Source organism: Campylobacter sp. RKI_CA19_01116 (genome assembly GCF_025771405.1).
In the GTDB taxonomy this organism is placed as follows: domain Bacteria; phylum Campylobacterota; class Campylobacteria; order Campylobacterales; family Campylobacteraceae; genus Campylobacter_D.
Genome location: NZ_JAKMQF010000002.1, coordinates 125874 through 148897 on the forward strand (window position 1 = coordinate 125874; position 23024 = coordinate 148897).

Sequence of the window (23024 nt, forward strand, 5' to 3'; positions counted from 1 at the left end):
ATATTTGTTTAAACACCAGCTAAAGCTAAAAGATCGCTTACTTTTTCACATTTTTTAAGATCATCACCGCTAATTTGCTTGCCAAGTGAGTTTTTAAATAATACCATGATAGATACAAAAGCTAAGCTATCCCATTCATCAATATCATCTAAAATCATATCTTCTTTTAATGTTTCATCCATATGCATAGCTTCGCTAATAGCTTCTAGTAATTCTTCTTTAGTCATTTTTTTCTCCTTTATAAATTGAAATTGTATCAGTTTTAAAGTTTTTATCAAAATTTATATAAGCACTCCCCCAGGCATATCCAGCGCCAAAAGCACTTAAAATGGCATTAAAATCATTTTTTTGTATTTCACAAAGTAAAGCAGGTAAAGAGCAAGCACTCAAATTAGCATATTTTGACATCAAAAAATTTGGTGCTTTAGAGCTATCAATACCCAAATCATTTATAATAGAATCAACTAAAAATTGATTGGATTGATGCAATAAAAAATAATCCACTTCATCTTTATTTTTTTCACAGAAATCAAGCATTGCTTTTATACTTTGACTTTCAAGATTAAGTGCTTGGTTAAAAATTTCAGCCCCATCCATGTAAAGATCATCTAAGCTTCTATATCCATTAGTTTGAAATATCTCTTTATTAGAGCTTTTACTCTCATCAAGTTTAGCAAAAGCTCTATTAGGTATGATGAGTTTATCAAAACCTTCTCCATTAGAATAAAGCTTAAAAAACGATTTTTCATTTGCACAACTTATGAGTGTTGCGCTTACTCCATCACCAAAGATTGGAGCTAAATTTGCATTCAAAGGGTTTATGGTTTTGCTTAAAGTATCACCACAAATTAATAAAATATTTTTTGCATTTTGATTTTCTAAAAAAGAAAAAGCTATAAATAAGCCATATAAATACCCCGAACACGCTTGATTTACATCAAAAGCTATGGTTTGAGGCTTTAAATTTAATCGTTTGTGAAGATAGTTTGCACATGATGGCATAAAAAAATCAGGAGTTTGTGTAACAAAAATCACCATATCAAGCTCATTTTTATCAAAATCAAGTATTTTAAATAAATTTATACTTGCTTCATAGGCTAAATCTGTTGTGCTAATATTTTCATCAGCGATAAATCTTTTTTGTATGCCTGAAATTTTTTTCATTCTTTTTAGCATTTTGACATCATTTTGAAAAACATCTTCTAAACAATCATCTATATTTATGCATTTATTAGGCACGCAAACGCTTATGCCTGCTATTTTGGCTTTATTAAAACTAGCTTTCAATTATAAGTCCTTCGTAATTTATCATTTCTTTTTGGATTAGAGCAAAATTTTCTTTTATATTTGCATTTAAACTATATAAAAATTCCAAAAATGGCATATTTCTTTCGCCTTTTTGAAAGTATAAAATACATTCTTTTGTATTAAAATGCAGGTGTAATAACTCTATAGCCTTATATAGCATAATTTTTTCAAGCCTTCTTCCTAAGGCTCTACAACTTATGCAAAGATCTTTTATGATTAAATTTGTTTCATCTTCATAAGCTACAAAAATTGCTATAATACCACTATCGCTTAATTTATCACTCATACTTATAGTCAAAATAGCATGTTTTTGCATAAATTCTTTGCACTCTTTTAAGCTTAATCTTGAGTAATTTGATATAAATTGATTAGTTTTATTAAGTAGTTGCGAAATTCTTTCAAGTTCATCTGCGTGGTTGATATGAAATTTCAAACAAATTTGTAATTTTTCAAAATACTCTTTAGGGTTAAGCTTGCTAAGCTCTTGTCTTTGTAAATTTGCTTTAATATCAGCACTTCTTAACTCATCTTCCTTGCTAAAGCTTGTTTTTAAAAGTCTAGGATAGAGCTTTAAACTATAAGCACTATTTTCATCAGCTAGTAAGGTGTTAATATGAAGGTGTGATACATTTTCAATTTCGGCTATATTATCATCAATAAACAGCACACTATCAAAAGCTATATTAAAAAAATTTACAATTTCTTTGATATTTTCGTCTTTACTTTTCCAATTAGCCTTGATCATACTAAAATCATCAAGTTGTAATGAAAAGTCTTTTCTTTGTGAAAAAAGTTTTTTTACATCTTCTTCTTCATTTTTTGAAGCAATGGCGAGTAAAAAACCTTGATTTTTTAAATTTAAAAGCTCGCTTTGCAAGGCTTTATGATTATTAGATAAAGTAAGATTTTCAATGCCATCTTCACCTAAAATTCCTTGGTATAAGGTATTATCAAGATCTATGATGATTGCTTTTAAAGTTGGTTGTAAAAAGCTAGGTAGGATTTTTAGTCCTAGAATTTGGGCTAATTTTACACAAGCTTTATTGCTAAGTCTGCTTGCATTTATTTCAAAATTACTATCATCTATGATGAGATTTTCATCTAAAAAGGGCTTTAGTATTTCACAAATACTATATTCTTTTAAGTTTGTATTGCCAAGTAAAAGTGTGATGATAGGAGCGTTGCTAATGCTTGATAGTTCTTGTATTTTTTCTTTGATAAAATCATCTACATTTTTTTTATAATTGTTTAAATCTATAAATATGATGTTTAAATCTGCTTTTTGAAAATTATCATAACTTAAACTATCATCATAAGAGCTTATGTTAAATTCAGCCTTTAATTTACTAAAGGCTAAAAATGCATTTAGTATGCTTGAAATCACTTCAAAAGAGTTATTTCTAAAAACATTGATAGTAATTTTTTTATGATGATTTTCTTTGCTAAATTTTATGAGATCATTTCTTTTTAAATTCGGTGAAAAAAGATTCATTTTAGCTCTACCAATTCTATCAATAAATTATTACTCATCATCACAAAGCAAAGTTTTGCAAAATAACTTGCTTTCATTATATCAACAACTATCAAACCATCATTTAAAAGTAAAGATAAATCTTGCTCTATATTTTTGCTTTCATAAGCTATATGATACATTTTAGTTTTATTTTTCAAATAGCTATCTAATACACCTTTTTCATTTAGATTTGACAAAAGTTCAAAGCGATATTGAGGAAGTAAGTTGTTTTTTGGAATAATAAATTCCCCTTTTACTCCCTGTTGTTCGTCTATAAATTCAGCTTCTTTAATAAAACCTAGCTTTTCAAATATTTTTCTTTCTTTTTCTAAAGATTTACATGCTACACCTATATGGTGGATTGGTAAATTTAAATTCATTTTTCAAATACCACAGCCATAGTTATAGCATTTTTAAATTTTAAAGCTTTTTCCAAAGAATAGTCATTTGCCATAAAACATTCATATTGTTTTATTTTTAAATTTGCTTCTTTTGCCATTTTAAAAATTTCATTTGGATGTGTAAATAAGTATATATGATCAATTGCAGGTGCGTTGATAGGTATGGTTGCGAAAATTTCACCTTCATCACTTAATAAGTCTTTTGCTCTTTTTAAAAATTCTAAAGGTTGCTCAACATGTTCTAAAACTTCTCCAATTACTATTAAATCAGCCTTTTTGTGAAATTGAAATTGAAAAAAATCTTTACATAAAAATTCACAATTATTAATTAAATTTTTAACTTGATTTTCCACCATATTTTTTGTCAATTCGCAACTAGTAGGGGATAAATCTAAACCTAAATAATAATCAAATTTCAAACTTTTAACAGCTTTAGTAAAAAATTCTCCATGTCCTGGGCCTATTTCAAAATAATTTTCATGTTTGCCTTTTGATTGAAGATAATTTTCAAAATACTTTCTAACTTTTATATGAGCAATCCAAATATAAGATGAAAGCGCAAGCCCTATCATGTATTTTTTCATATAAGTTTCATTGAAATAGACTTTATCTTTTACTTCTTCAAAACTTTTATATCTATATGAGTTATTTTCTATGAAATATTTTGTTTCTTCTAAAGTGTCATTAAGTATAGTTAAATAGCATTCGCACTGCTCTTGTAAAGAAATATTGTTTTGAAGATAATATGAAATGAGATTTTCAAATTCTATTTCATCTTCATTTGTTAGACTGATTTTATTTAAATATTTTGCGTGAATTGGATTTTTTATAGCTATTAACTCAAATAAGTTTTTAATATTTTTCATTTTTTACCTTTGATTTGATAGCTTGCAAAAGTTCATTTTGTGATTTTAGTTGACTTAATTCATCTTTGCTAAATTTGATTTCAAATTCTTCTTCTAAGCTCATGATTATATCAATATGATTTAAAGAAGTCCAATTTTTGCAATTTTGCATGCTTAAATTTGAATTTTCATTAACTTTTACTTCTAGTATATTCTCTAAAATTTCATAAAATTTGTTTTTCATTTTTTTAATCATCCTTTAAAATAAGTGCATTTTTATTCATGTTTAAGGCTCTTATTATGGCATTTTCATATTCTTGAGCAATAAAAATACTTATGTTATCATTGGCAAATTTTATCATATCGCTTTTAAAAGATGATAAAGCTATTTTAATAATATTTTTAATATTAGGAAGAGAATGTTTGTTTAAATCTCTAACAAAATATAATATTTCTTTTTTTTGTTTTTCTCCATTTTCATCAAGAATAAAACCCTGAAATTTTTTAAAATATCTATAATCTACTTGATATTTTTCTTCAATATGGTGGGTTATGGTGTGTCCAATACCCCCAAAAGTAATAAATTTTCCATTTTCTTTTATTAAAACATCATATACACAATTTTCTCCAAAACAACTTGTAGTGTCTTTTAAAAACAATTCTTCTTTGGCTCCTTTTATAGCAAAGGAAAATATAGGATCATTAGTGCGTTTTACCCCTGCTTGTTTGCGAAAATATTCATTTAAAGCACCCATTTTTGTAGGAGAATTTAATTTATCATAAACTTCATTTTTGCAAAAACTATAGGTAAATGTAGGCATGATTAAAGTACCTTCTTTACCTATAACTTCAAAAAAACAATCTAATATAGTTTGTAAAAATTCATTTCTAGGAAGCAAGGGTGTGCCAAAATTAAAAAGTTCAGTATGCACACACAAAATATCGCCTTTTTTGATGCCAAGTTTTTTGAAAGCTTCTATTAAGTCAATATTAGAGTATTTTTTATCATTATGTTCTAAGAAATATTTCATTTTATCAATCCGTGAAATTTTAATTTTTCTATTAAATCTTTTAATTCATAAGCTTGCATGTTTAGCTTTGAGGCTATATCTAAAACATCGTTTTTACCATCACAATATGCTAAAAAGTTACATGATATTGGTATATCATTGGTTGAAGAAGTATTGATAGTATGATATAAGTCTCTTTTGCCTAAATTGGGTTCGCAAAATACGGTATTTTGATAAATTTCATTCACTTCTAAATTCATGATAATTTCTTGCATAGCTTTTAAGCCACCTTGCAATCCCTCTTTACTGATGAAATTTAAGTCATCCTTGCTAGTATGATATTCTTTATACTCTAGATACTTGCTTCTACAAATTCCAACTACGGGTAAATTTACCAAAGTAGAGCAGTATTGTCTCTCATCGCTTCCTCTATCTAAAAAGCTAAATTCTTTAAAATTATTTTTTTCTTTTAAGGTATGCAAAGCTACTTTATCTGCTAGGGTGTTTTCACTTGGAGTGTGAATGAGTGAGTAAGCATTATCATCACCTATACAAGAGAGTACAAAACCTGCTTTAGTGTGTTTTTGTAAATGTTTTAAATGTTTACTAAGATAAACAATACTTCCTATGGTTTCAGGAATAAAAACAAAACGATAATTATATTTTCTCTCTTTAAGTTCTAAAAGCCATTTAGCTAAAAATGTAGCTACCACAGGACCGCTTAACTCGTTATTTGCCATAGATGGATGACAAAGATAAGTGGAAATTAAAATTTCATCTTTTGTTTCTTGCGTGCTAGGTATGAGTAAATCAGCATAGTTTAAAACTCCATTTTCATGGTGCTTTGCATCTATGAAAACTTTATATTTTCCTTCTTTTAGTTTAACTCTATCTTCATGTTTTATACAAAACCCCCAACGCCTTTTATAATAGCTTGTCACATAAGGTATGGCATCAGGCATATCCTCTATAGAGTAAAGATGCTCTTGTAGGCTTGCTAGATCAAGCTCTGTGTCTATGCCTGTGCTATAGTTTAACACATGAAGATTATTTTGCCTAAAATCACAAATTTTTTCTCCGTCTGGAGTGATGATATAAGCATCGTTTATCTCCCATTCAGCAGGTACTTCCCAGTCAAATACTTTACTTCCACTTGTCATAGAGTGAATTTTTAATATATCCCCTCCCATAGCCTCATCAAGTATTTTTAAGCTTTGTCTAAAGCCAGCTCCTGTAATACTTCTACATATAGGAAAAAGCTCACAAGCTAGCTCATACATACTTTTACTCACAACAAGCCTTTTTAGTTTCTTCTAAAATCCTAAATAAACTATCTTTAATAAATTGTGCTTCTTTTAGACTCATTTCTTGATGAGCAGGTATGCTAAGCTCGGCTTTATAAAAATTATCCGCATTTTCTAAAAATAAATTTCCATATAAATTTTTATAATAACTAAACTCATAAGTAGGCTTATAATGCACTTGTACACCTATGCCTAAATTTAATAATTTTTCAAAAATAATCTCTTTTTGGCAATAAAATTCAGGAAAAAGCAAAATAGGGTATAAATGTCTTGAGCTTTTTTTATAATCTTTGATTTTTATAGTGCTAAAATAAGGATTTTTTTCAAATTCTTTATCATAAAAACTTGTGATGATTTCTCTTTTTTCTAGCATATTGTCAAGTTTTTTAAGTTGATTTATACCCAAAGCACAAGCTACATCACTTAAACGATAATTATAGCCTAGTTCAATCATATCACTATCCCAAAGTCTTTTTTTGACTATGCCATGACTTCTTAAAAGCTTGATTTTTGAGATTAATTCCTCATCATTGCTAACAACCGCACCACCCTCAAAGGTTGTGATAGGTTTAACCGGATGAAAAGAAAATATGCTTAAATCTGCCATAGAGCCTACTTTTTGATCTTTATAAGTAGCACCTAGTGCATGACTTGCATCATCAATTAGTGGGATATTATATTGTTTAGCTAAGGCTAAGATTTCATCCATTTCTACACTATTTCCCGCAAAATCAACCACGCAAATTGCTCCTATATTAGAGCTATCTTGGCTTAATCTTAAAGCAAGTTTTTTCTCATCAATATTTCCATCGCTTTTTACATCTATAAACTCAACCCTAGCACCTGCCATTAAAGCTGCATTTGCAGTTGCAGCAAAGGTAATGGGAGTTGTTAAGACAATTTTTTCTTTTACATTTAAAGATAAATACGCAAGGTGTAAGGCAGAAGTAGCTGAATTTAGTACGCAAGCATATTTTACACCCACATATTCACAAAGGGCTTGTTCAAATTCTTCAACCTTTTTTCCTCCGGTTAAAAAATCATCTTTTAAAGCTTTACAAACTGCTTGTATGTCTTGTTCGTCAATATTTTGATGAGAATAAGTTATCATTTTTCAAGCTCTGTATGATTTATTATATTTAAAAGCTCTTCTTGGCTAATCCATTCTTTATTATTATCTGAGCTATAAGAAAAGCCATTGGAAACTTTTTTTCCTTTTTGTCCTTTTGCATTTATGCTAAAATCAATTTCCATATTAGTAAATTTAATACTTGGACTAATGGCATAATAATTTTCAAATTCATAAGTTAAGTGACTATCATCACTTGAAATCATAATTTCATGTAGTTTTTCACCTGCTCTTATGCCTATGATTTTATGAGCTAAATTAGGAGCCATGGTTTTAGCTAAATCTACAATTTTCATAGAAGGAATTTTTGGCACGAAAATTTCTCCTCCATGCATATATGTAAAGTTATTCAACACGAAATTAACCCCATCTTCTAAAGATATCCAAAATCTTGTCATTCTCTCATCTGTGATAGGAAGTTCTTTAGCGCCTTCATTGATGAGTTTTTTAAAAAATGGTATAACAGAGCCTCTTGAGCCTACTACATTGCCATATCTTGTAACGCTAAATTTAGTATGAGAATTTCCTGCTATGTTATTTGCTGCTACAAAAAGCTTATCGCTTGCAAGCTTTGTAGCTCCATATAAATTAATAGGATTACATGCTTTATCAGTTGAAAGTGCAATGCATTTTTCTACATTATTTTCTAAACACGCATCGATTACATTTTGCGCTCCGTGGATATTGGTTTTTATACATTCCATTGGATTATATTCTGCAATTGGCACATGTTTCATAGCAGCTGCATGGATGACAAAATCAACATCCTTCATTGCTATATTTAATCTTTCTTTATCTCTTACATCACCTATAAAATAACGCATGCAATTATTATTAAATTCTCTTGCCATTTCAAATTGCTTGAGTTCATCGCGTGAATAAATGATGATTTTTTTAGGTTTGTATTTTTGAAGTAAAGTTTTAGTATAAGTTTTTCCAAAACTTCCTGTACCACCGGTGATTAAAATGCTTTTTCCATTAAACATATATATTTTCCTATTACTTGACTAAGTTTTTATATCGGCTGAAAATAAAATTATTTTAAAATTCTTGGTAAAGTTATACCTGTTTGGGCTTGGTATTTGCCTTTTTTATCAGCATATGTTACATCACAAGGCTCATCTCCTTGTAAAAACAAAACTTGAGCTATACCTTCATTGGCATAAATTTTAGCAGGTAGTGGAGTTGTGTTTGAAATTTCTATAGTGATATGTCCTTCAAAACCTGGCTCAAAAGGAGTTACATTCACTATAATACCACATCTTGCATAAGTACTTTTACCAAGGCAAATAGCTAAAACATCATTTGGCATTTTAAAATACTCAACCGTTCTAGCAAGCGCGAAAGAATTTGCAGGTACTATACATACATCTCCTACAAAATCTACTACATTTTCTTCTACAAAATTTTTAGGATCTACAACAGTGGAATTTACATTAGTAAAAATTTTAAATTCTCTTCCAACTCTTATATCATATCCATAGCTTGAAAGCCCATAACTAACTATACCTTTACCTATATTTGCTTCGCAAAATGGCTCTATCATATTGTGTTCTAATGCCATTTTTTTGATCCAATTATCTGCTTTTAAGCCCATTTTTGTCCTTTATAATTAAAGTGAATTTTTAAATTATATCTTAAAATAAAAGTAAAAAATAAATAATTGAAGTTATTTTTAGTATTTTTATATATAATTATAAATTAAGTCTTATAAATTAAGGAGAATATATGACAAAAGAAGAAATCAAAGAACTAATGCAACTTTTTGCAGAAGCAAGTATAAGCAAGATTAAAATAAAAGAACAAGATGGATTTGAAATAGAACTAGAAAAAGATTTATGTTGTGAATTACCAGCTCCAGCTCCTGTTGCTCCAGCTCCACAGCCAATTAATGTAAATGTAGTTAATGAGACCAAAGCAAGCTCAAACTCTTCTAATAAACCAACTATCAATAGCCCTATGGTAGGTACTTTTTATCAAGCTCCAAGCCCAGGTGCAGCACCTTTTGCTAAAGCAGGACAAACTATTAAAAAAGGAAGTACTATAGCAATTATTGAAGCGATGAAAATCATGAATGAAATCGAAGCTGAATATGACTGTAGGATAGTAGAAGTTTTAGTTGCAGATGGTCAGCCTGTAGAATTTGGCATGCCTTTATTTGTGGTGGAGAAATTATAAAATGGAAATTAAAAAAGTTTTAATAGCAAATCGTGGAGAAATTGCATTAAGAGCTTTAAGAACTGTAAAAGAAATGGGAAAAAAAGCAATTTGTGTGTATTCTACTGCAGATAAAGATGCTTTGTACTTAAAATACGCTGATGCGAGTATTTGTATAGGAAATGCTAGAAGTTCAGAAAGTTATTTAAATATCCCAGCTATTATTAGTGCGGCTGAAATAAGTGAAGCGGATGCGATTTTTCCAGGGTATGGATTTTTAAGTGAAAATCAAAATTTTGTTGAAATTTGTGCAAAACATAATATCAAATTCATAGGCCCTTCAGTAGCTGCTATGGCACTAATGAGTGATAAAAGCAAAGCTAAACAAGTAATGCAAAGAGCAGGTGTGCCTGTAATCCCAGGAAGCGATGGGGCTTTAGGTGGGGTTGAAGCAGCAAAAAAACTTGCTAAAGAAATAGGCTATCCTGTGATTTTAAAAGCAGCAGCAGGCGGCGGTGGCCGTGGTATGCGTGTAGTTGAAGATGAAAAAGATTTGGAAAAAGCTTATTGGTCAGCAGAAAGTGAAGCTATGAGTGCTTTTGGCGATGGAACTATGTATATGGAAAAATATATCCAAAACCCACGCCATATAGAAGTGCAAATCATAGGAGATAGCTTTGGTAATGTGATACATTTGGGTGAGAGAGATTGCTCTATGCAAAGACGCCATCAAAAGCTTATAGAAGAATCTCCTGCAATTTTACTAGATGAAAAAACAAGAGCAAGACTTCATGAAACAGCAGTAAAAGCTGCTAAAGCTATTGATTATGAGGGTGCGGGAACTTTTGAGTTTTTAGTGGATAAAAATTTAGATTTTTATTTTATTGAAATGAATACGCGTTTGCAGGTTGAGCATTGTGTGAGTGAGATGGTAAGTGGGGTAGATATTATTGAGCTTATGATTAAAGTAGCAGAAGGGTATCCTTTACCAAAGCAAGAAGAAATTAAACTTAAAGGTCATTCTATAGAATGTAGAATCACTGCTGAAGATTCCAAAACTTTCTTACCTTGCCCAGGTAAAATCACAAAATACGTAGCTCCAGCAGGACGCAATGTAAGAATGGAAAGTCATTGTTATCAAGATTATAGCGTGCCTCCTTATTATGATTCTATGATTGGAAAATTAGTTGTTTGGGGAGAAGATAGGAACACAGCTATTTCTAAAATGAAAATAGCCTTGCAAGAGCTTATTGTAGGTGGGATTAAAACAACTAAAGATTTTCATTTAGCAATGATGGATAATGCAGATTTTATCAATAATAATTATGATACAAATTATCTTTCAAGACATTAATTTAAGATAGGTTTAACCTATCTTAATTCTTCTATATGAGCATTTGCTCTGATTTTATCAAGATGATTTTTTAAGGCTTGTTCTTTTTGAGTTAGGGTATAGACATTGCTAACTTGATCTTTGATTAAGTCAAATTCGATAGGATTTTTACCATATTTTTCTTTAACAAAATATACTATATAAGCATTTTCACCATTTAATACCGGAGTAAATTCTCCTATTTTTGTATTGTTTAATAAAGCAAGTAATCTTGGATCTAAACTAGCTGCGTTTAAACTAATGGCTTTTGATTTAATTTGAGAATTTTTATACATAGGATTTTGTGCAAGCTGTTGTAAAAGTTCAGGATTAGTAGAATTATAAACAACTAAGTCTATATTTGAAAAAGTGCTAAATTTATCAAGATTGCTTTCGTAAAAATGTTTTAGTGTTTCATCATCGATATTGATTTTTGCATTTTGCATTATGCTTCTATAAAGCTTTTCTCTTTCAAGATCTTTTCTAACCTTATTTTTAAAAACTTCAAAACTTAAACCATCTTTTTCTATCTTTGATTGCAAACCATTAATGTCGGTTTTATTGCCTTTTGCTATTTGGGCTAATTTTTCATTAAGTTCAAAAGTACTAACATAAATTCCCAACTTTTTAGCTTCACTTTGTTGAACTTTATCATCTACTAAAAATGCTATAGCCTTTTGTTTATCATTAGTTTTTAATTCTTTCATGGTTTGTTCTATGTCATAAAGAGTAATAGGTTGATTTTCTACTACCATTGCTACGCCACCAAGGGTTTGAGCATATAAAATATTTGCAGCAAAACAACAAGATATTAAAAATTTTCTCATATAAAACCTTTATTTAAGTGTAAATATAGCATTATAACAATAAAAATTTAAAAAAGGTAAAAATATGCAAGAAATCACAACGCGTTTTGCTCCTTCTCCAACAGGATATTTGCACATAGGAGGGCTTAGAACGGCTTTATATAATTATCTTTATGCAAGAAAAAATAAGGGTAAATTTTTATTGCGTATTGAAGATACGGATTTAAAAAGAAATTCACAAGAAGCTACACAAGCTATTATAGAAGCATTTAAATGGTGTGGGCTTGATTATGATGGGACGATTGAGTATCAATCTCAAAGATTTGAAATTTATAAAAAATACATTCAAAAATTATTAGATGAGGGTAAGGCTTATTATTGTTATATGAGCAAAGAAGAGCTTGATGAGTTAAGAGCTAAGCAAGAAGCAGCCAAAGAGCGCCCAAAATACGATGGTAGATATAGAGATTTTAAAGGAACTCCCCCAAGTGGTATTGAGCCTGTGGTGCGTATAAAAGCACCACAAAGTGGAGAGATTAAATTTATAGATGGTATTAAAGGCGAGGTTAGTTTTAAGGCTGAAGATATTTTAGATGATTTTGTAATTGCAAGAAGCGATGGTAGCCCAATTTATAATCTAACTGTTGTAATTGATGATGCGCTAATGGGTGTGAGTGATGTTATAAGAGGGGATGATCATTTATCAAATACCCCAAAACAAATCGTTCTTTATGAGGCACTAGGTTTTAAAATTCCTAAATTTTATCATGTGGCTATGATACATGGTGAAGATGGTAAAAAACTTTCTAAGCGTCATGGGGCAACTGATGTGATGGAATATAAAAATATGGGAATTCTACCTCAAGCCTTGTTAAATTTTTTAGTGCGTCTTGGTTGGAGTCATGGTGATGATGAAATTTTTTCTTTAGAAAGTATGCAAGAGCTTTTTGATCCAAATCATATTAATAAAAGTGCTTCTTGCTATAATTTTAAAAAGCTAGAATGGCTTAATGCTCATTATATTAAAACTTTACCTTTTGAAGAAATCAATAGACAATTAAAAGATTTAGGTTTTGATTTAAGTCAGTATGAAAAAGCAGGATTTTTACTAGATATGTTAAGAGAGAGAGCTAAAACCTTGCATGATGTTATTAGCGGGGCTAAAGTGTTACTAAATGACCCAAAAGAATACGATCAAAAGGCTGTAGATAAATTTCTTAATGTAACAAATTTAACTTATTTGGAAAAATACGCTATGGTTTTAAATGAGCAAAAAAATGCTTGTGAATTTGAAGAATTAACTAATCGATTCTTAGAAGAAAATAATCTTAAGTTAAAAGATCTAGCTCAAGCCATACGCATTGCACTCACTGGAAGCTCGGTAAGTCCTAGTATATTTGAAGTATTAGAATTTTTAGGAGTGCAAAAAGCTAAGCTTAGAATAGAAAATTTACTAACTTACATGAAGGGGAAATAATGAATTTAAAAGAAGAGGCTTTAGAATACCACTTAGGGGGTAAAGTAGATATTGTTGCTAGAAAGCCTATGGATAGTGCGCATGATTTATCTTTAGCTTATTCTCCGGGGGTTGCTGAACCTTGTGTTGAGATAGCAAAAGATGAAACTTTGGCTTATAAATACACTAATAAAGCTAATTTAGTTGCCATAGTAAGTGATGGTAGTGCGGTTTTGGGGCTTGGCAATATAGGAGCAAGCGCAAGTAAGCCCGTGATGGAAGGAAAGGCTTGTTTATTTAAAAAATTTGCTAATGTTAATGCCTATGATTTAGAAATTAATACTCATAGTGTAGATGAGATTGTTACCTTTTGTAAAGCTATAGCACCTACCTTTGGAGGAATTAATTTAGAAGATATTTCAGCACCAAAATGCTTTGAAATAGAAGCTGCTTTGCAAGATCTTGGAATTCCAGTAATGCATGATGATCAACACGGTACAGCGATCATTTCTACAGCAGGATTAATGAATGCTATGGAAATTAGTGGTAAAAAATTTGAAGATATTAAAGTAGTAGTAAGTGGTGCGGGTGCAGCGGGTATTGCAAGCGCTAGAATGTATAGAAATTTAGGGGTTAAAAATATCGTTTTAGTAGATAGTAAGGGTGTGATTAATACTCAAAGAGATGATTTAAATAAATACAAACTAGAATTTGTGAGCGATACCAAAGATAGTACTTTAAGAGAGGCTTTAAAAGGTGCTGATGTGTTTTTGGGTTTAAGTGCACCTAAGATTTTAGATGATGAGATGATTTTAAGTATGGCTAAGGATCCTGTGATTTTTGCACTAGCTAATCCTGTGCCTGAAGTAATGCCTGAAGATGTTAAAAGGGTTAGAAATGATGCTATAGTTGGAACAGGTAGAAGTGATTATCCAAATCAAATTAACAATGTTTTAGGTTTTCCTTTTATTTTTAGAGGAGCCTTAGATGTAAAAGCGACTAAAATCACTGAAAATATGAAAGTAGCTGCTGCTAAAGCTTTGGCTGATTTAGCTAAGCTTGAAGTAACTGATGAGGTAAAACAAGCTTATGGAGTAGAAGAGCTTAGCTTTGGTAGAGACTATGTTATACCAAAACCATTTGATAGCAGGGTAAAAGCTGTAGTTAGTGCTGCTGTGGCAAAAGCTGCAGTTGAAGATGGAGTGGCTTTGGTAAAAGAATTTGACTATCAAAAATATCTAGCAAGCTTACAATAGTTTTTATAGATTAAGTTTTATTTAAAATATTTTTTTGAATAAAACTTAATTTTTATTTTCAATCTTTCAATTTGACTTTTCTATTATTTTAATTTTTTACTTAATAATCTAAGATTACAAAATAATTTTTTACAATAAATGTTAAATTTTGATATAAATTTTAGTATTGATTATATTTTTAATTAAATTAATTTATATTTAAGATATTTTTTTATAGGATACTAATACTTAATCATAGAAAGGCTAAGATGGTTTTTGGAAAGATAGATTATCTTAATTTACTCCCTTTGCATATCTATCTTAAAAAAGCAGCTTTTCCTAGCTATGTTAAGCAAACTACAGAATACAAAAAAGGGGTTCCTAGTAAGCTAAATCGCCATTTGTATTTTAGACGTATTGATGCAGCGATTATTTCAAGCATTGAAAGTCGTAGAAAAAAATACAAAACCTTAAATGTGGGAATTTGCGCAAGCAAAAAGGTAAAAAGCGTTTTAGTAAAAAAACATTCTCAAAGCAAAGAAGATGCAAGTTCTGCAACTTCTAATGCTCTTGCAAAAGTTTTAAAGCAAAAAGGGGAGGTTATCATCGGTGATAAGGCTTTAAAACTTTATTTGCAAAATCCAAAAGATTATATTGATTTGTGTGAATTATGGTATGAAAAGACAAAACTACCTTTTGTTTTTGCGCGCTTTTCTTGTGTTAAAAATTTTTCTATTTATAAAAGAATGATGAAAAATTTCACAAAAAGTAAAATTTTCATTCCACAATATATTTTGCTAGATTATTCTAAATCAAGAAATCTTTCTCAAAAGGAAATTAGCGCATACTTAAAGCTAATTTATTACAAAATAGGAACAAAGGAGCAAATGGCGCTAAAAAAATTTTTAGCTAAAACAAACAGCAAGATACTATAAAAAGGACAATTTATGAGTACGGCTAAACAATATATCAACGAAACTTTAGAAAAAATTCAAACAATTTCCCCAAGACAACCTATCTTTTTTCAAGCAGCAACTGAGGTATTAAATTCTTTAGAACCTTTACTTGAATCTAACAAAACTTATCAAGATCATGCAATATTAGAGCGTATTGTAATGCCTGAAAAAACAACTATATTTAGAGTTGTATATATCAATGATGCAGGTAAAGCTCAAACACATTTTGGCTATAGAGTGCAGTTTAATTCTAGTTTAGGTCCTTATAAAGGTGGACTTAGATTTCATCCTAGTGTAAATTTGGATATTTTAAAATTTTTAGGTTTTGAGCAAATTTTTAAAAATTCTTTAACAGGGTTGATGATAGGCGGTGCTAAAGGTGGAGCAAATTTTGACCCTAAGGGTAAAAGTGAAGCAGAAATTATGCGTTTTTGTCAAGCTTTTATGGCTGAACTTTCAAAAATCATAGGTGCAAGCACTGATGTTCCAGCTGGTGATATAGGGGTTGGTGCTAGGGAAATTGGATATATGTTTGGAGCTTATAAGAAAATTAGCTCTAATTTTGATGGAACCTTAACGGGAAAGAAAATTCCATGGGGTGGAAGTTTAGCAAGAACAGAAGCAACAGGATATGGCTGCGTGTATTTTACTCAAGAAATGCTAGCAAAATATAGCAATGCATTAGAAGGAAAAGAATGTGCAGTCTCAGGTAGTGGAAATGTGGCAATTTATACCATAGAAAAATTACACCAACTTGGTGCAAAAGCAATCACAATAAGTGATAGCGATGGATTTGTTTATGATAAAGATGGAATAGATTTAGATTTATTAAAAGAAATTAAAGAAGTAAAAAGAGCTAGGGTGAGTGATTATGCAGCGCTTAAAAAAGGTGCTATTTTTACTCCAAAAAGTGCATATAAACAAGGTTGTAATGGAGTATGGAGTATACCTTGTGATATAGCTTTTCCAAGTGCTACGCAAAATGAGTTAAATTTAGAAGATATTAAAACCTTATATCATAATGGTTGTCGTATGGTAGCAGAGGGAGCTAATATGCCAAGCACACTTGAAGCGATTGATTTTATGTTAAATCAAAAAGACTTTTTATTTGCTCCAGCTAAGGCTGCAAATGCAGGTGGTGTAGCGACTTCTCAACTTGAAATGCAACAAAATGCAAGTATGTGTCAATGGAGTTTTGATGAAGTTGACGCAAAATTGCATAAGATTATGAAAAATATTTTTGAAAATTCATACGAGTGTGCAAAAGCTTATAATCATGAAGGAAATTTAGTAGTAGGTTCAAACATAGCAGGCTTTAAAAAAGTAGCTGATGCGATGATTGATCATGGTTATATTTAAAAAGATGGCTTAAATGCCATCTTTAATGCATATAAAAAAAGCTTGTTATTTGATTAGCAATTTTTTCTTCTAAAGATTCTTTGGCTCTATCTATACTGCTAAGATAAGCAGTTCTTGCTAAAAGTGAGGTGCTTTGAGTGGAGTTTTTGGAACTAATTTGTAAATTAACTTGCAAAAGATAGTAATTTTCTACTTCCATTTCAAAAACATTATCTATTTTATCAAAGTCATTATAAAAAAATCTTGCATTAGAAGCAATTAGTCTTTGTGCATAAGAAAATTTCTTAAAATCTACTATATTGATATAAATTTTATAATCACTTTGAGTATTATCTAAAACTAATCCCAAATTTTGTAATTTTTGAGTGAGTTTGGCTTCTAAATTTGTGTTTAATTTTGAAGGATTATTGATGTATAAAGAAAAACTTTGATTTTTGTTAGCATGCAGGAAAATACCCTCATTATTTGTTTGGATAAAAGTTTGCATAGGGCCTGTGCAAGCACTTAAAAATAGTGCAAGCACAAGCAAGAAAAGATTATTTTTGAGCATCGATTATGGTTGGTACGGCGCGAAGACCAAGTTTAGAGTATTTTGCAAAAGTTTCTCTTACTGCTTTAACTTCAGCTTCACTAGGTTTTTTATAATCTTTTATATCTTTATCATAGTATTTTTTCATGATAGCAATTTTTTGTGCATCATCTTTAGCATTTTTGCTTTCTTTATAGATTAATGCAGATTTTTCAAATGCGCTTGTATCATGGATAGGGGTTAAGATAAATTTAACTTGATGAGTTTTTAGTGTTTCTTCTATTTTATCTAAATGCATTCTACAGTATGGACATTCAGGATCGCTAAAAACATAAAGCAAAGGTTTGTTTTTATCGCCTAAAGAAATAAACATTTTTTCTTTTTTAAGTTCCACTAGAGCTTTTTTTGAAAATTCAGCTTGTTGTTTTTCCATGAGTTTTGCTTGATAAACTTGAGAATAAAATTCACCTTTTTTTACATCAATTACTTCGGTTGTGATGATATTATCTTGAGTGAAAACGATTTCTTGGAAATTTTTACCACTAATTTCAAAATTAACTATCACGGCTTCAAAGTTAGTATCAGGAATTTTTTCTCTACTAGAAACACTAATATTTGCATTTGATAAATTTGGATTTTTCTTAAAAAAATTAATAATTTCTTCATTACTTGCAGCAAATAAAGAGCTAGCAAGAGTTAAAAGAGCTAGAGATTTTTTCATTTTTTTCCTTTAATTTAAATTTTTATCATTATAAAATGTAAATTTTAACACTTAGACTTTTAGCATTCTTTTTTCCTCGATTTTTATCACTTGAGGATAGTTTTTATCAAGGTATTCTAAATAAGCTATGGTGTATTTTCTTGAAATTTGAAAATGATTTTTTACAAAAGCGACATCTAAATGATGATTTTGTAAAAGCTTTAAAAACTCTTGCATGAGATTTTCAAGGGCATTTTTTTCTATAAAAAGATTATGCGCTAATCTTTTGACTTTGTTTTCTTTGGTAAGTTTTTTTAAGATAAGATCTCCATTTTTCCTATCAAGCTCTAAATATTCATAAAGATTGTAAGGTGCGGTAGGTTTTATACCTTCTTTTTTTAAAATTTCATAAAGCTCACAATGAGCCTTTTCTTGCAATTTTTCAAAATTTTGTCCTTTTAAAAACCATATACCATCTTTAAAATCTAATTTTTCTTGCATTTGCTTGAGTACATAAGCACAAAAACTCTCACTCGCCCAGCTAAGCCTTAAGGCGATAGAATGAGGTGAGATTAAAGCATAAGGATTTTTAGAGAAAATAAAATCAATAAATTCTTTCAAAGTTTGCATAGCATTTAAATCATATACATTTAAAGCTTGCTCATCGACAAAAACATGATCTAAACTTTTTGCTAAGTTTAAAGCTTGTTCATGAGTGAGTTTAAAGCGTTGATAGCTTGAAAGTAAGCCAAAGCCAAGTTTGTGAGTTTGTTTTAAAAACTCAAATACTTTTTTAAAATCTTTTTGTTCTAAAAGTGCTAAATACTTGGCTTTTATATCTTTTTTTAAAGGCTCACTCACTGCATTTAATACCACGCCACCACTTTTAATACGCCCATTTTCAAGCAAGATAAATTTATCATCAAAACACAAAGGTAAGCTTTTATCAAACTCTAAACTAATATAAGTTTTATCTTCAAATTCTTTGATTACACTAATTTTTGCATTAAGCTTTTTTGAGCCACTGCAAAATTCTAAAATGCTTCCGTGTTTAATCTCTGTATTAAAAACAACCCCATCGATACTTTTAAAGCTTTTAAAGACACCTTTTTTGCTTAATACATAGCCTTTTTTTAATTCATGATAATCACAATTTAAACTCAAAGCAACTCTATTATAAGCTTTTGCTTCTAAAACATTTTCTTCATGAATTTGTATATTTTTTACAATGATATCTTTTTGATTTTCAAGGCAAAAGATTTTTTCATTTTTGCTGATTTTTCCTTCATTTAAGCTTCCTGTTACTACCGTTCCTATACCTTTTAAAGAAAAAACCCTATCAATGTAGTATCTAAAAATCAAATTTTCTTCATTTTCTTTAGGCTTTAAACTAAGCAGATAGTTTTTTAAATTTAATATACTTTGCTCATCATAAATGCTTGTTGGAAAAACTTTTAAGATATTGATTTTAAAGGCTTTTAATTCTTTTAAAAGCTCTGCTTGCTTTTGCGACAAATCCTTGCATAAATCAACCTTACTCAAAATAAGCACTACATCTTTTACGCCTAAAAATTCCAAAACCCTTAAATGCTCTATACTTTGAGCCTTTAAACCCTCGTTTATATCTATGACAAACATACATACTCTAAAGCCAAAAGCACCACTTATCATAGTTTTAATCAAACTTTCATGTCCAGGCACATCGATAAAAGCAATATTTAAATTTTCACTTTTTAAATTTGAAAAGCTAAGATTAATCGTAATGCCTTTTTCTTGCTCTTCTTTTAAATTATCACCTTCAAAACCATTTAAAGCTTTAATAAGTGAGGTTTTACCATGGTCAATATGCCCAGCAGTGCCTATGATGATACTATGCATGAAATACCTCTTTGATAATGCTTATTATTTTATTTAAATCTTTTTCTAAAATACTTCTAAAATCTAGCACAAAATGCCCATTTTCAACACGGCCAATCACACCTTTTTTTCTAAATTTTTCTTGTAAAAGCAAAGCTTTTTCATCAAAACTTAGCACAAAAGTATCTAAGCTTTTATCAGGCATAGAGCCACCGCCTACTAAACTTTTAGAAGTTTTTAACTCACATTTTGTAGGAATTTTTTCTTTGACAAAAAGAGCCTTTTTTTCTATGGTTTTTAAATCATCATTTAAAAGTTTTAGTGTAGGAATTTTTTCATATTCTTTTTCCAAGTAAGCTTTGGTAGTTTCATTTAAAAAAGCTAGAGTGATTTTATCAACCCTTAACATTCTTAGAAGTTGATTTTTCTTTAATTGTTGAATGTATTTTTTCTTTCCAAGTATGATGCCTGCTTGAGTAGAGCCAAAAAGCTTATCACCGCTAAAACTTAAAATATCACAATGTTTTAAAAGCTCTTTCACGCTTGGCTCGTTTTTACTAAGTTGCTTATTAATCTTTTCACACCAGCCAGCACCTAAATCATAATAAGATATGAGTTTTTTCTTTTTTGTTAAAGCGTGAATTTCACTTAAGCTTACCTCTTCGAAAAATCCTTTAAAAGCAAAATTAGAACGATGAGTTTTTAAAATCATCTTAGTATTTTCATTGATAGCTTTTTCATAATCGTACAGATGAGTTTTATTAGTCGTGCCTATTTCTTTTAGCTTAACACCAGCTGCTAGCATAACTTCAGGAATTCTAAAATTTCCTCCAATCTCAACCAGCTCACTTCTTGAAGTAATAACTTCTTCATTTTTTGCTAAGGTGTTTAAGATCAAAAATACAGCTGAAGCATTATTATTAACAACCAAGCAATCTTCACAATCAAATAATATTTTTAAATTCGCACTAAGTGCGTCATACCTTGAACCTCTTTTGCCACTTTGCATGTTAAACTCTAAATTTGAATAAGAGCAGATGATTTCTTTAGTTCTTTCAAAAATACTCTCATCAATAATGCTACGACCAAGATTAGTATGTATGATAACTCCAGTAGCATTGATCAAACTTTGACTTTGCATATTTAAAAACTTATCAATACTTTGAGCAATTTTACTTAGCAAATCTTGCAAGCTAAAATTTAAATTTTCATCTTTACTTAGTTCTTTTTTACAATTTGAAACAACTATTTTTGCAAAATGAGATCTTAAATATAAAGGGTAATTAGCCAAGTTTTCATCGTTTATAAGTGCGTTTATGGGAGGAAAATTTCTAAATTTGTTCATCTTAAACCTTAAGAATAAATTAGTAAAATTATAACTTTTTTATAATGAAATTTATATAATAAGATTAAAAAATTTAAAAGAGAGCGTTATGAAAGATTTTGTATTTTTAGAAAATGAAGATTTAATTCCCCTAAGTGATAATATTAGCATAGTTCAAAAAGCCTGTAATGAGGAAGTTTTTATAGGAAATTCAAAGCTTTTAAACCCTGAAGTTTATGCGCCTGAGATTAATTTTTATCTTAAAAATTCACAAGATGATGTGCTTAAAAAAGCCAAAACTATTGAGTCCTTATATAAGATTAGATCTAAAGTTTATGATTTGGGACTTGATTTAGAATACACCAAAGAAGTGGGTAAAAATGTAATTATTGTAAGCAATGAGGATCAAAATGAGCTTATAGAAAGTTTAAAAAAACAAGAATACAAGGTTTTAAAACTAAACAATGAGCAATGTTTGGGTGTTTTAGGTTGCGTGGGCGAGCTTTGTGTGATAGCCTTAAAAGACAATGAGCAAGTAGAAATTGATTGTGATTTTTTCTTATATGATGTAAAAAAAGAAAGTTTTGATCAACAAAGTGGTTGCTATGATTTAACTACTTTAAGTCAAGAAGAAATTATAAAACTTTTAAATTCTAATTTTCCAAAATATAAATTTAGAAATTATATTAGTTATGATGATAGCATTTGTCAATACCATGAAAGAAGAAGTATTCATTGTGGAAAATGTGCTGAAATTTGTCCTAGTGTGGCTATTTTAAAAGATGATGAGCAAAGAAAATTAGAATTTTCTCATGTGGATTGTTTAAGCTGTGGTGATTGTGTAGGAATTTGTCCTAGTGGGGCACTTGATTATGCACCTATGCCACGCAATAGCTTTTATGAAATTTTAAAATTTTATGAAGATAAAATCATTTTAATCATCCCTGAAAAAATGTCTATAGAAAATTTAAATATCACTTTAAAAGAAGATGTAATGCCTTTTATGATTAAAGGTGAAAACTATCTTGATCAAGCACATTTTTTAGCTATGCTTCAAACAACTGGTGCGAGTGTGGTTTTTTATAGCGATGGCTTATCGCAAGGTGCTTTAGAAGTGATAGCTTTGATGAATGAAATTTTTCAAAGAAAATTTAAACAAAATGCAATTTTTCTAGCTAAAGATGAAAAAGAACTTTTGGAGGCTATAAATCAAGCACATTTTATAGAAAATCTCAAATTTATTTCTTATAATCCTGCGCTTTTAAAAAGAGAAGATTTTGCTATAAGATTAAGAGAGCTTATAAAGGAAGAAAATTTAGGCAATATCCCAAGTAAAGAATGGATACGCTATGGAAAAATCACTATCAATACAGATACCTGTACCTTATGTCTTTCTTGTGTGGGAGCTTGTAATGTAGGAGCTTTGGTAGCTGATGCTAAGGATAATTCTTTGAAATTTAATGCAAGCTTATGTACTACCTGTGGATATTGTGAGGCAAGTTGTGCTGAAAAAGATACTTTAATGCTTCAAAGAAGCGGGATAGATTTAGAAAAAGAGTATTTTTCTTTTATGGTTTTAGCTCAAGATGAACTTTTTGCCTGTGTAGAATGTGGGAAAGAATTTGCTACTAAAAAGGCCATTGAAAAAATCGCTAGCATTATGAAGCCAAGATTTATGGGTGATGAAGCTAAGATAAAAACACTATATTGCTGTGCTGAATGTAAAGCAAAAGTAATGATACAAAGTATGAATGTGCTTTAAG

The 23024-nt window shown here is 29.7% G+C and carries 23 protein-coding genes; 7 read left to right on the forward strand and 16 right to left on the reverse strand.

Translation table 11 applies throughout. The annotated features are described in order from the left end of the window. Positions 1-8: 8 nt before the first annotated feature. Genes L8U41_RS02080 through dcd form a run of 11 tightly spaced genes read right to left on the reverse strand, consistent with a single transcriptional unit; the run spans position 9 to position 9107 of the window. The gene (locus L8U41_RS02080) at positions 9-227 is read right to left on the reverse strand and encodes an acyl carrier protein (protein WP_214100219.1); all 219 of its coding nucleotides are present in this window, start codon (positions 225-227) and stop codon (positions 9-11) included. Next, entirely contained in the window at positions 220-1287 is a 1068-nt protein-coding gene (locus L8U41_RS02085; protein WP_263727675.1) for a beta-ketoacyl-ACP synthase III, read from the reverse strand. The genes L8U41_RS02080 and L8U41_RS02085 overlap by 8 nt, the downstream gene beginning before the upstream one ends. Next, a complete protein-coding gene (locus L8U41_RS02090; protein ID WP_263727676.1) occupies positions 1277-2800 on the reverse strand; it encodes an HAD-IIIC family phosphatase in 1524 nt (507 codons plus the stop codon). The genes L8U41_RS02085 and L8U41_RS02090 overlap by 11 nt, the downstream gene beginning before the upstream one ends. Beyond that, positions 2797-3201: a VOC family protein gene (locus L8U41_RS02095; protein WP_263682405.1), complete on the reverse strand. Its 405-nt coding sequence runs from the start codon at positions 3199-3201 to the stop codon at positions 2797-2799. Before L8U41_RS02095 ends, L8U41_RS02090 begins: the two co-directional genes overlap by 4 nt. Further along, positions 3198-4088, reverse strand: coding sequence for a class I SAM-dependent methyltransferase (locus L8U41_RS02100; protein WP_263727677.1), 891 nt, complete (start codon positions 4086-4088; stop codon positions 3198-3200). Before L8U41_RS02100 ends, L8U41_RS02095 begins: the two co-directional genes overlap by 4 nt. Continuing rightward, a complete protein-coding gene (locus L8U41_RS02105) occupies positions 4075-4311 on the reverse strand; it encodes an acyl carrier protein (protein WP_258108848.1) in 237 nt (78 codons plus the stop codon). Before L8U41_RS02105 ends, L8U41_RS02100 begins: the two co-directional genes overlap by 14 nt. Positions 4312-4315: 4 nt before the next feature. Beyond that, positions 4316-5098: an AAC(3) family N-acetyltransferase gene (locus tag L8U41_RS02110; protein ID WP_263727678.1), complete on the reverse strand. Its 783-nt coding sequence runs from the start codon at positions 5096-5098 to the stop codon at positions 4316-4318. Then, entirely contained in the window at positions 5095-6357 is a 1263-nt protein-coding gene (locus tag L8U41_RS02115) for a DUF4910 domain-containing protein (RefSeq protein ID WP_263727752.1), read from the reverse strand. Before L8U41_RS02115 ends, L8U41_RS02110 begins: the two co-directional genes overlap by 4 nt. Positions 6358-6361: 4 nt before the next feature. After that, on the reverse strand, positions 6362-7492 hold the full coding sequence (gene pseC, locus L8U41_RS02120; protein ID WP_263727679.1) for a UDP-4-amino-4,6-dideoxy-N-acetyl-beta-L-altrosamine transaminase: 1131 nt from the start codon (positions 7490-7492) through the stop codon (positions 6362-6364). After that, positions 7489-8496, reverse strand: coding sequence for a UDP-N-acetylglucosamine 4,6-dehydratase (inverting) (pseB, locus tag L8U41_RS02125; protein WP_263727680.1), 1008 nt, complete (start codon positions 8494-8496; stop codon positions 7489-7491). The genes pseC and pseB overlap by 4 nt, the downstream gene beginning before the upstream one ends. Before the next feature lie 50 nt (positions 8497-8546). After that, the gene (gene dcd, locus L8U41_RS02130) at positions 8547-9107 is read right to left on the reverse strand and encodes a dCTP deaminase (RefSeq protein WP_012661997.1); all 561 of its coding nucleotides are present in this window, start codon (positions 9105-9107) and stop codon (positions 8547-8549) included. Positions 9108-9238: 131 nt separating this feature from the next. Between dcd and accB the strand changes: the two genes are divergently transcribed. Beyond that, positions 9239-9688 carry an acetyl-CoA carboxylase biotin carboxyl carrier protein gene (gene accB, locus L8U41_RS02135; RefSeq protein ID WP_173787016.1) on the forward strand — a complete coding sequence of 150 codons (450 nt, stop codon included), beginning with the start codon at positions 9239-9241 and terminating at the stop codon, positions 9686-9688. A 1-nt stretch (position 9689) separates the two neighbouring features. Next, on the forward strand, positions 9690-11021 hold the full coding sequence (locus L8U41_RS02140) for an acetyl-CoA carboxylase biotin carboxylase subunit (protein ID WP_087685488.1): 1332 nt from the start codon (positions 9690-9692) through the stop codon (positions 11019-11021). 17 nt (positions 11022-11038) lie between these two features. Here L8U41_RS02140 and L8U41_RS02145 read toward each other — a convergent pair whose 3' ends face one another. After that, positions 11039-11866, reverse strand: a complete 828-nt coding sequence (locus tag L8U41_RS02145; protein WP_263682399.1) for a peptidylprolyl isomerase — start codon at positions 11864-11866, stop codon at positions 11039-11041. 64 nt (positions 11867-11930) lie between these two features. On the opposite strand from L8U41_RS02145, the gene gltX reads away from it, so the two are divergent. The 4 genes from gltX (at position 11931) to gdhA (ending at position 16851) form a co-directional block, all read left to right on the forward strand. Continuing rightward, the gene (gene gltX / locus L8U41_RS02150) at positions 11931-13322 is read left to right on the forward strand and encodes a glutamate--tRNA ligase (RefSeq protein WP_263727681.1); all 1392 of its coding nucleotides are present in this window, start codon (positions 11931-11933) and stop codon (positions 13320-13322) included. Next, positions 13322-14557 carry a malic enzyme-like NAD(P)-binding protein gene (locus L8U41_RS02155; protein ID WP_263727682.1) on the forward strand — a complete coding sequence of 412 codons (1236 nt, stop codon included), beginning with the start codon at positions 13322-13324 and terminating at the stop codon, positions 14555-14557. Before gltX ends, L8U41_RS02155 begins: the two co-directional genes overlap by 1 nt. Before the next feature lie 248 nt (positions 14558-14805). After that, positions 14806-15471: an MqnA/MqnD/SBP family protein gene (locus tag L8U41_RS02160; protein WP_263679072.1), complete on the forward strand. Its 666-nt coding sequence runs from the start codon at positions 14806-14808 to the stop codon at positions 15469-15471. 12 nt (positions 15472-15483) lie between these two features. Continuing rightward, positions 15484-16851, forward strand: a complete 1368-nt coding sequence (gdhA, locus tag L8U41_RS02165; RefSeq protein WP_263727683.1) for an NADP-specific glutamate dehydrogenase — start codon at positions 15484-15486, stop codon at positions 16849-16851. A 22-nt stretch (positions 16852-16873) separates the two neighbouring features. On the opposite strand, the gene L8U41_RS02170 is transcribed toward gdhA, so the two are convergent. Genes L8U41_RS02170 through selA form a run of 4 tightly spaced genes read right to left on the reverse strand, consistent with a single transcriptional unit; the run spans position 16874 to position 21282 of the window. Beyond that, entirely contained in the window at positions 16874-17401 is a 528-nt protein-coding gene (locus L8U41_RS02170; protein ID WP_263727684.1) for a hypothetical protein, read from the reverse strand. Continuing rightward, entirely contained in the window at positions 17388-18101 is a 714-nt protein-coding gene (locus tag L8U41_RS02175; protein WP_263727685.1) for a thioredoxin fold domain-containing protein, read from the reverse strand. The genes L8U41_RS02170 and L8U41_RS02175 overlap by 14 nt, the downstream gene beginning before the upstream one ends. Positions 18102-18152: 51 nt before the next feature. Beyond that, a complete protein-coding gene (gene selB / locus L8U41_RS02180) occupies positions 18153-19958 on the reverse strand; it encodes a selenocysteine-specific translation elongation factor (RefSeq protein WP_263727686.1) in 1806 nt (601 codons plus the stop codon). After that, positions 19951-21282, reverse strand: coding sequence for an L-seryl-tRNA(Sec) selenium transferase (selA, locus tag L8U41_RS02185; RefSeq protein ID WP_263727687.1), 1332 nt, complete (start codon positions 21280-21282; stop codon positions 19951-19953). The genes selB and selA overlap by 8 nt, the downstream gene beginning before the upstream one ends. Before the next feature lie 88 nt (positions 21283-21370). Here selA and L8U41_RS02190 point away from each other — a divergent pair, with 88 nt between their 5' ends. Then, the gene (locus L8U41_RS02190) at positions 21371-23023 is read left to right on the forward strand and encodes a 4Fe-4S dicluster domain-containing protein (protein ID WP_263727688.1); all 1653 of its coding nucleotides are present in this window, start codon (positions 21371-21373) and stop codon (positions 23021-23023) included. The last annotated feature ends 1 nt before the right edge of the window (position 23024 follow it).

Excerpts from the sequence above, each read along its gene's own strand:
- L8U41_RS02080 (WP_214100219.1), bottom strand. The coding sequence starts at position 227 with ATGACTAAAGAAGAATTACTAGAAGCTATTAGCGAAGCTATGCATATG.
- L8U41_RS02090 (WP_263727676.1), bottom strand. The coding sequence starts at position 2,800 with ATGAATCTTTTTTCACCGAATTTAAAAAGAAATGATCTCATAAAATTT.
- L8U41_RS02095 (WP_263682405.1), bottom strand. The coding sequence starts at position 3,201 with ATGAATTTAAATTTACCAATCCACCATATAGGTGTAGCATGTAAATCT.
- L8U41_RS02100 (WP_263727677.1), bottom strand. The coding sequence starts at position 4,088 with ATGAAAAATATTAAAAACTTATTTGAGTTAATAGCTATAAAAAATCCA.
- L8U41_RS02105 (WP_258108848.1), bottom strand. The coding sequence starts at position 4,311 with ATGAAAAACAAATTTTATGAAATTTTAGAGAATATACTAGAAGTAAAA.
- L8U41_RS02110 (WP_263727678.1), bottom strand. The coding sequence starts at position 5,098 with ATGAAATATTTCTTAGAACATAATGATAAAAAATACTCTAATATTGAC.
- L8U41_RS02115 (WP_263727752.1), bottom strand. The coding sequence starts at position 6,357 with ATGTATGAGCTAGCTTGTGAGCTTTTTCCTATATGTAGAAGTATTACA.
- pseC (WP_263727679.1), bottom strand. The coding sequence starts at position 7,492 with ATGATAACTTATTCTCATCAAAATATTGACGAACAAGACATACAAGCA.
- pseB (WP_263727680.1), bottom strand. The coding sequence starts at position 8,496 with ATGTTTAATGGAAAAAGCATTTTAATCACCGGTGGTACAGGAAGTTTT.
- dcd (WP_012661997.1), bottom strand. The coding sequence starts at position 9,107 with ATGGGCTTAAAAGCAGATAATTGGATCAAAAAAATGGCATTAGAACAC.
- accB (WP_173787016.1), top strand. The coding sequence starts at position 9,239 with ATGACAAAAGAAGAAATCAAAGAACTAATGCAACTTTTTGCAGAAGCA.
- L8U41_RS02140 (WP_087685488.1), top strand. The coding sequence starts at position 9,690 with ATGGAAATTAAAAAAGTTTTAATAGCAAATCGTGGAGAAATTGCATTA.
- L8U41_RS02145 (WP_263682399.1), bottom strand. The coding sequence starts at position 11,866 with ATGAGAAAATTTTTAATATCTTGTTGTTTTGCTGCAAATATTTTATAT.
- gltX (WP_263727681.1), top strand. The coding sequence starts at position 11,931 with ATGCAAGAAATCACAACGCGTTTTGCTCCTTCTCCAACAGGATATTTG.
- L8U41_RS02155 (WP_263727682.1), top strand. The coding sequence starts at position 13,322 with ATGAATTTAAAAGAAGAGGCTTTAGAATACCACTTAGGGGGTAAAGTA.
- L8U41_RS02160 (WP_263679072.1), top strand. The coding sequence starts at position 14,806 with ATGGTTTTTGGAAAGATAGATTATCTTAATTTACTCCCTTTGCATATC.
- gdhA (WP_263727683.1), top strand. The coding sequence starts at position 15,484 with ATGAGTACGGCTAAACAATATATCAACGAAACTTTAGAAAAAATTCAA.
- L8U41_RS02170 (WP_263727684.1), bottom strand. The coding sequence starts at position 17,401 with ATGCTCAAAAATAATCTTTTCTTGCTTGTGCTTGCACTATTTTTAAGT.
- L8U41_RS02175 (WP_263727685.1), bottom strand. The coding sequence starts at position 18,101 with ATGAAAAAATCTCTAGCTCTTTTAACTCTTGCTAGCTCTTTATTTGCT.
- selB (WP_263727686.1), bottom strand. The coding sequence starts at position 19,958 with ATGCATAGTATCATCATAGGCACTGCTGGGCATATTGACCATGGTAAA.
- selA (WP_263727687.1), bottom strand. The coding sequence starts at position 21,282 with ATGAACAAATTTAGAAATTTTCCTCCCATAAACGCACTTATAAACGAT.
- L8U41_RS02190 (WP_263727688.1), top strand. The coding sequence starts at position 21,371 with ATGAAAGATTTTGTATTTTTAGAAAATGAAGATTTAATTCCCCTAAGT.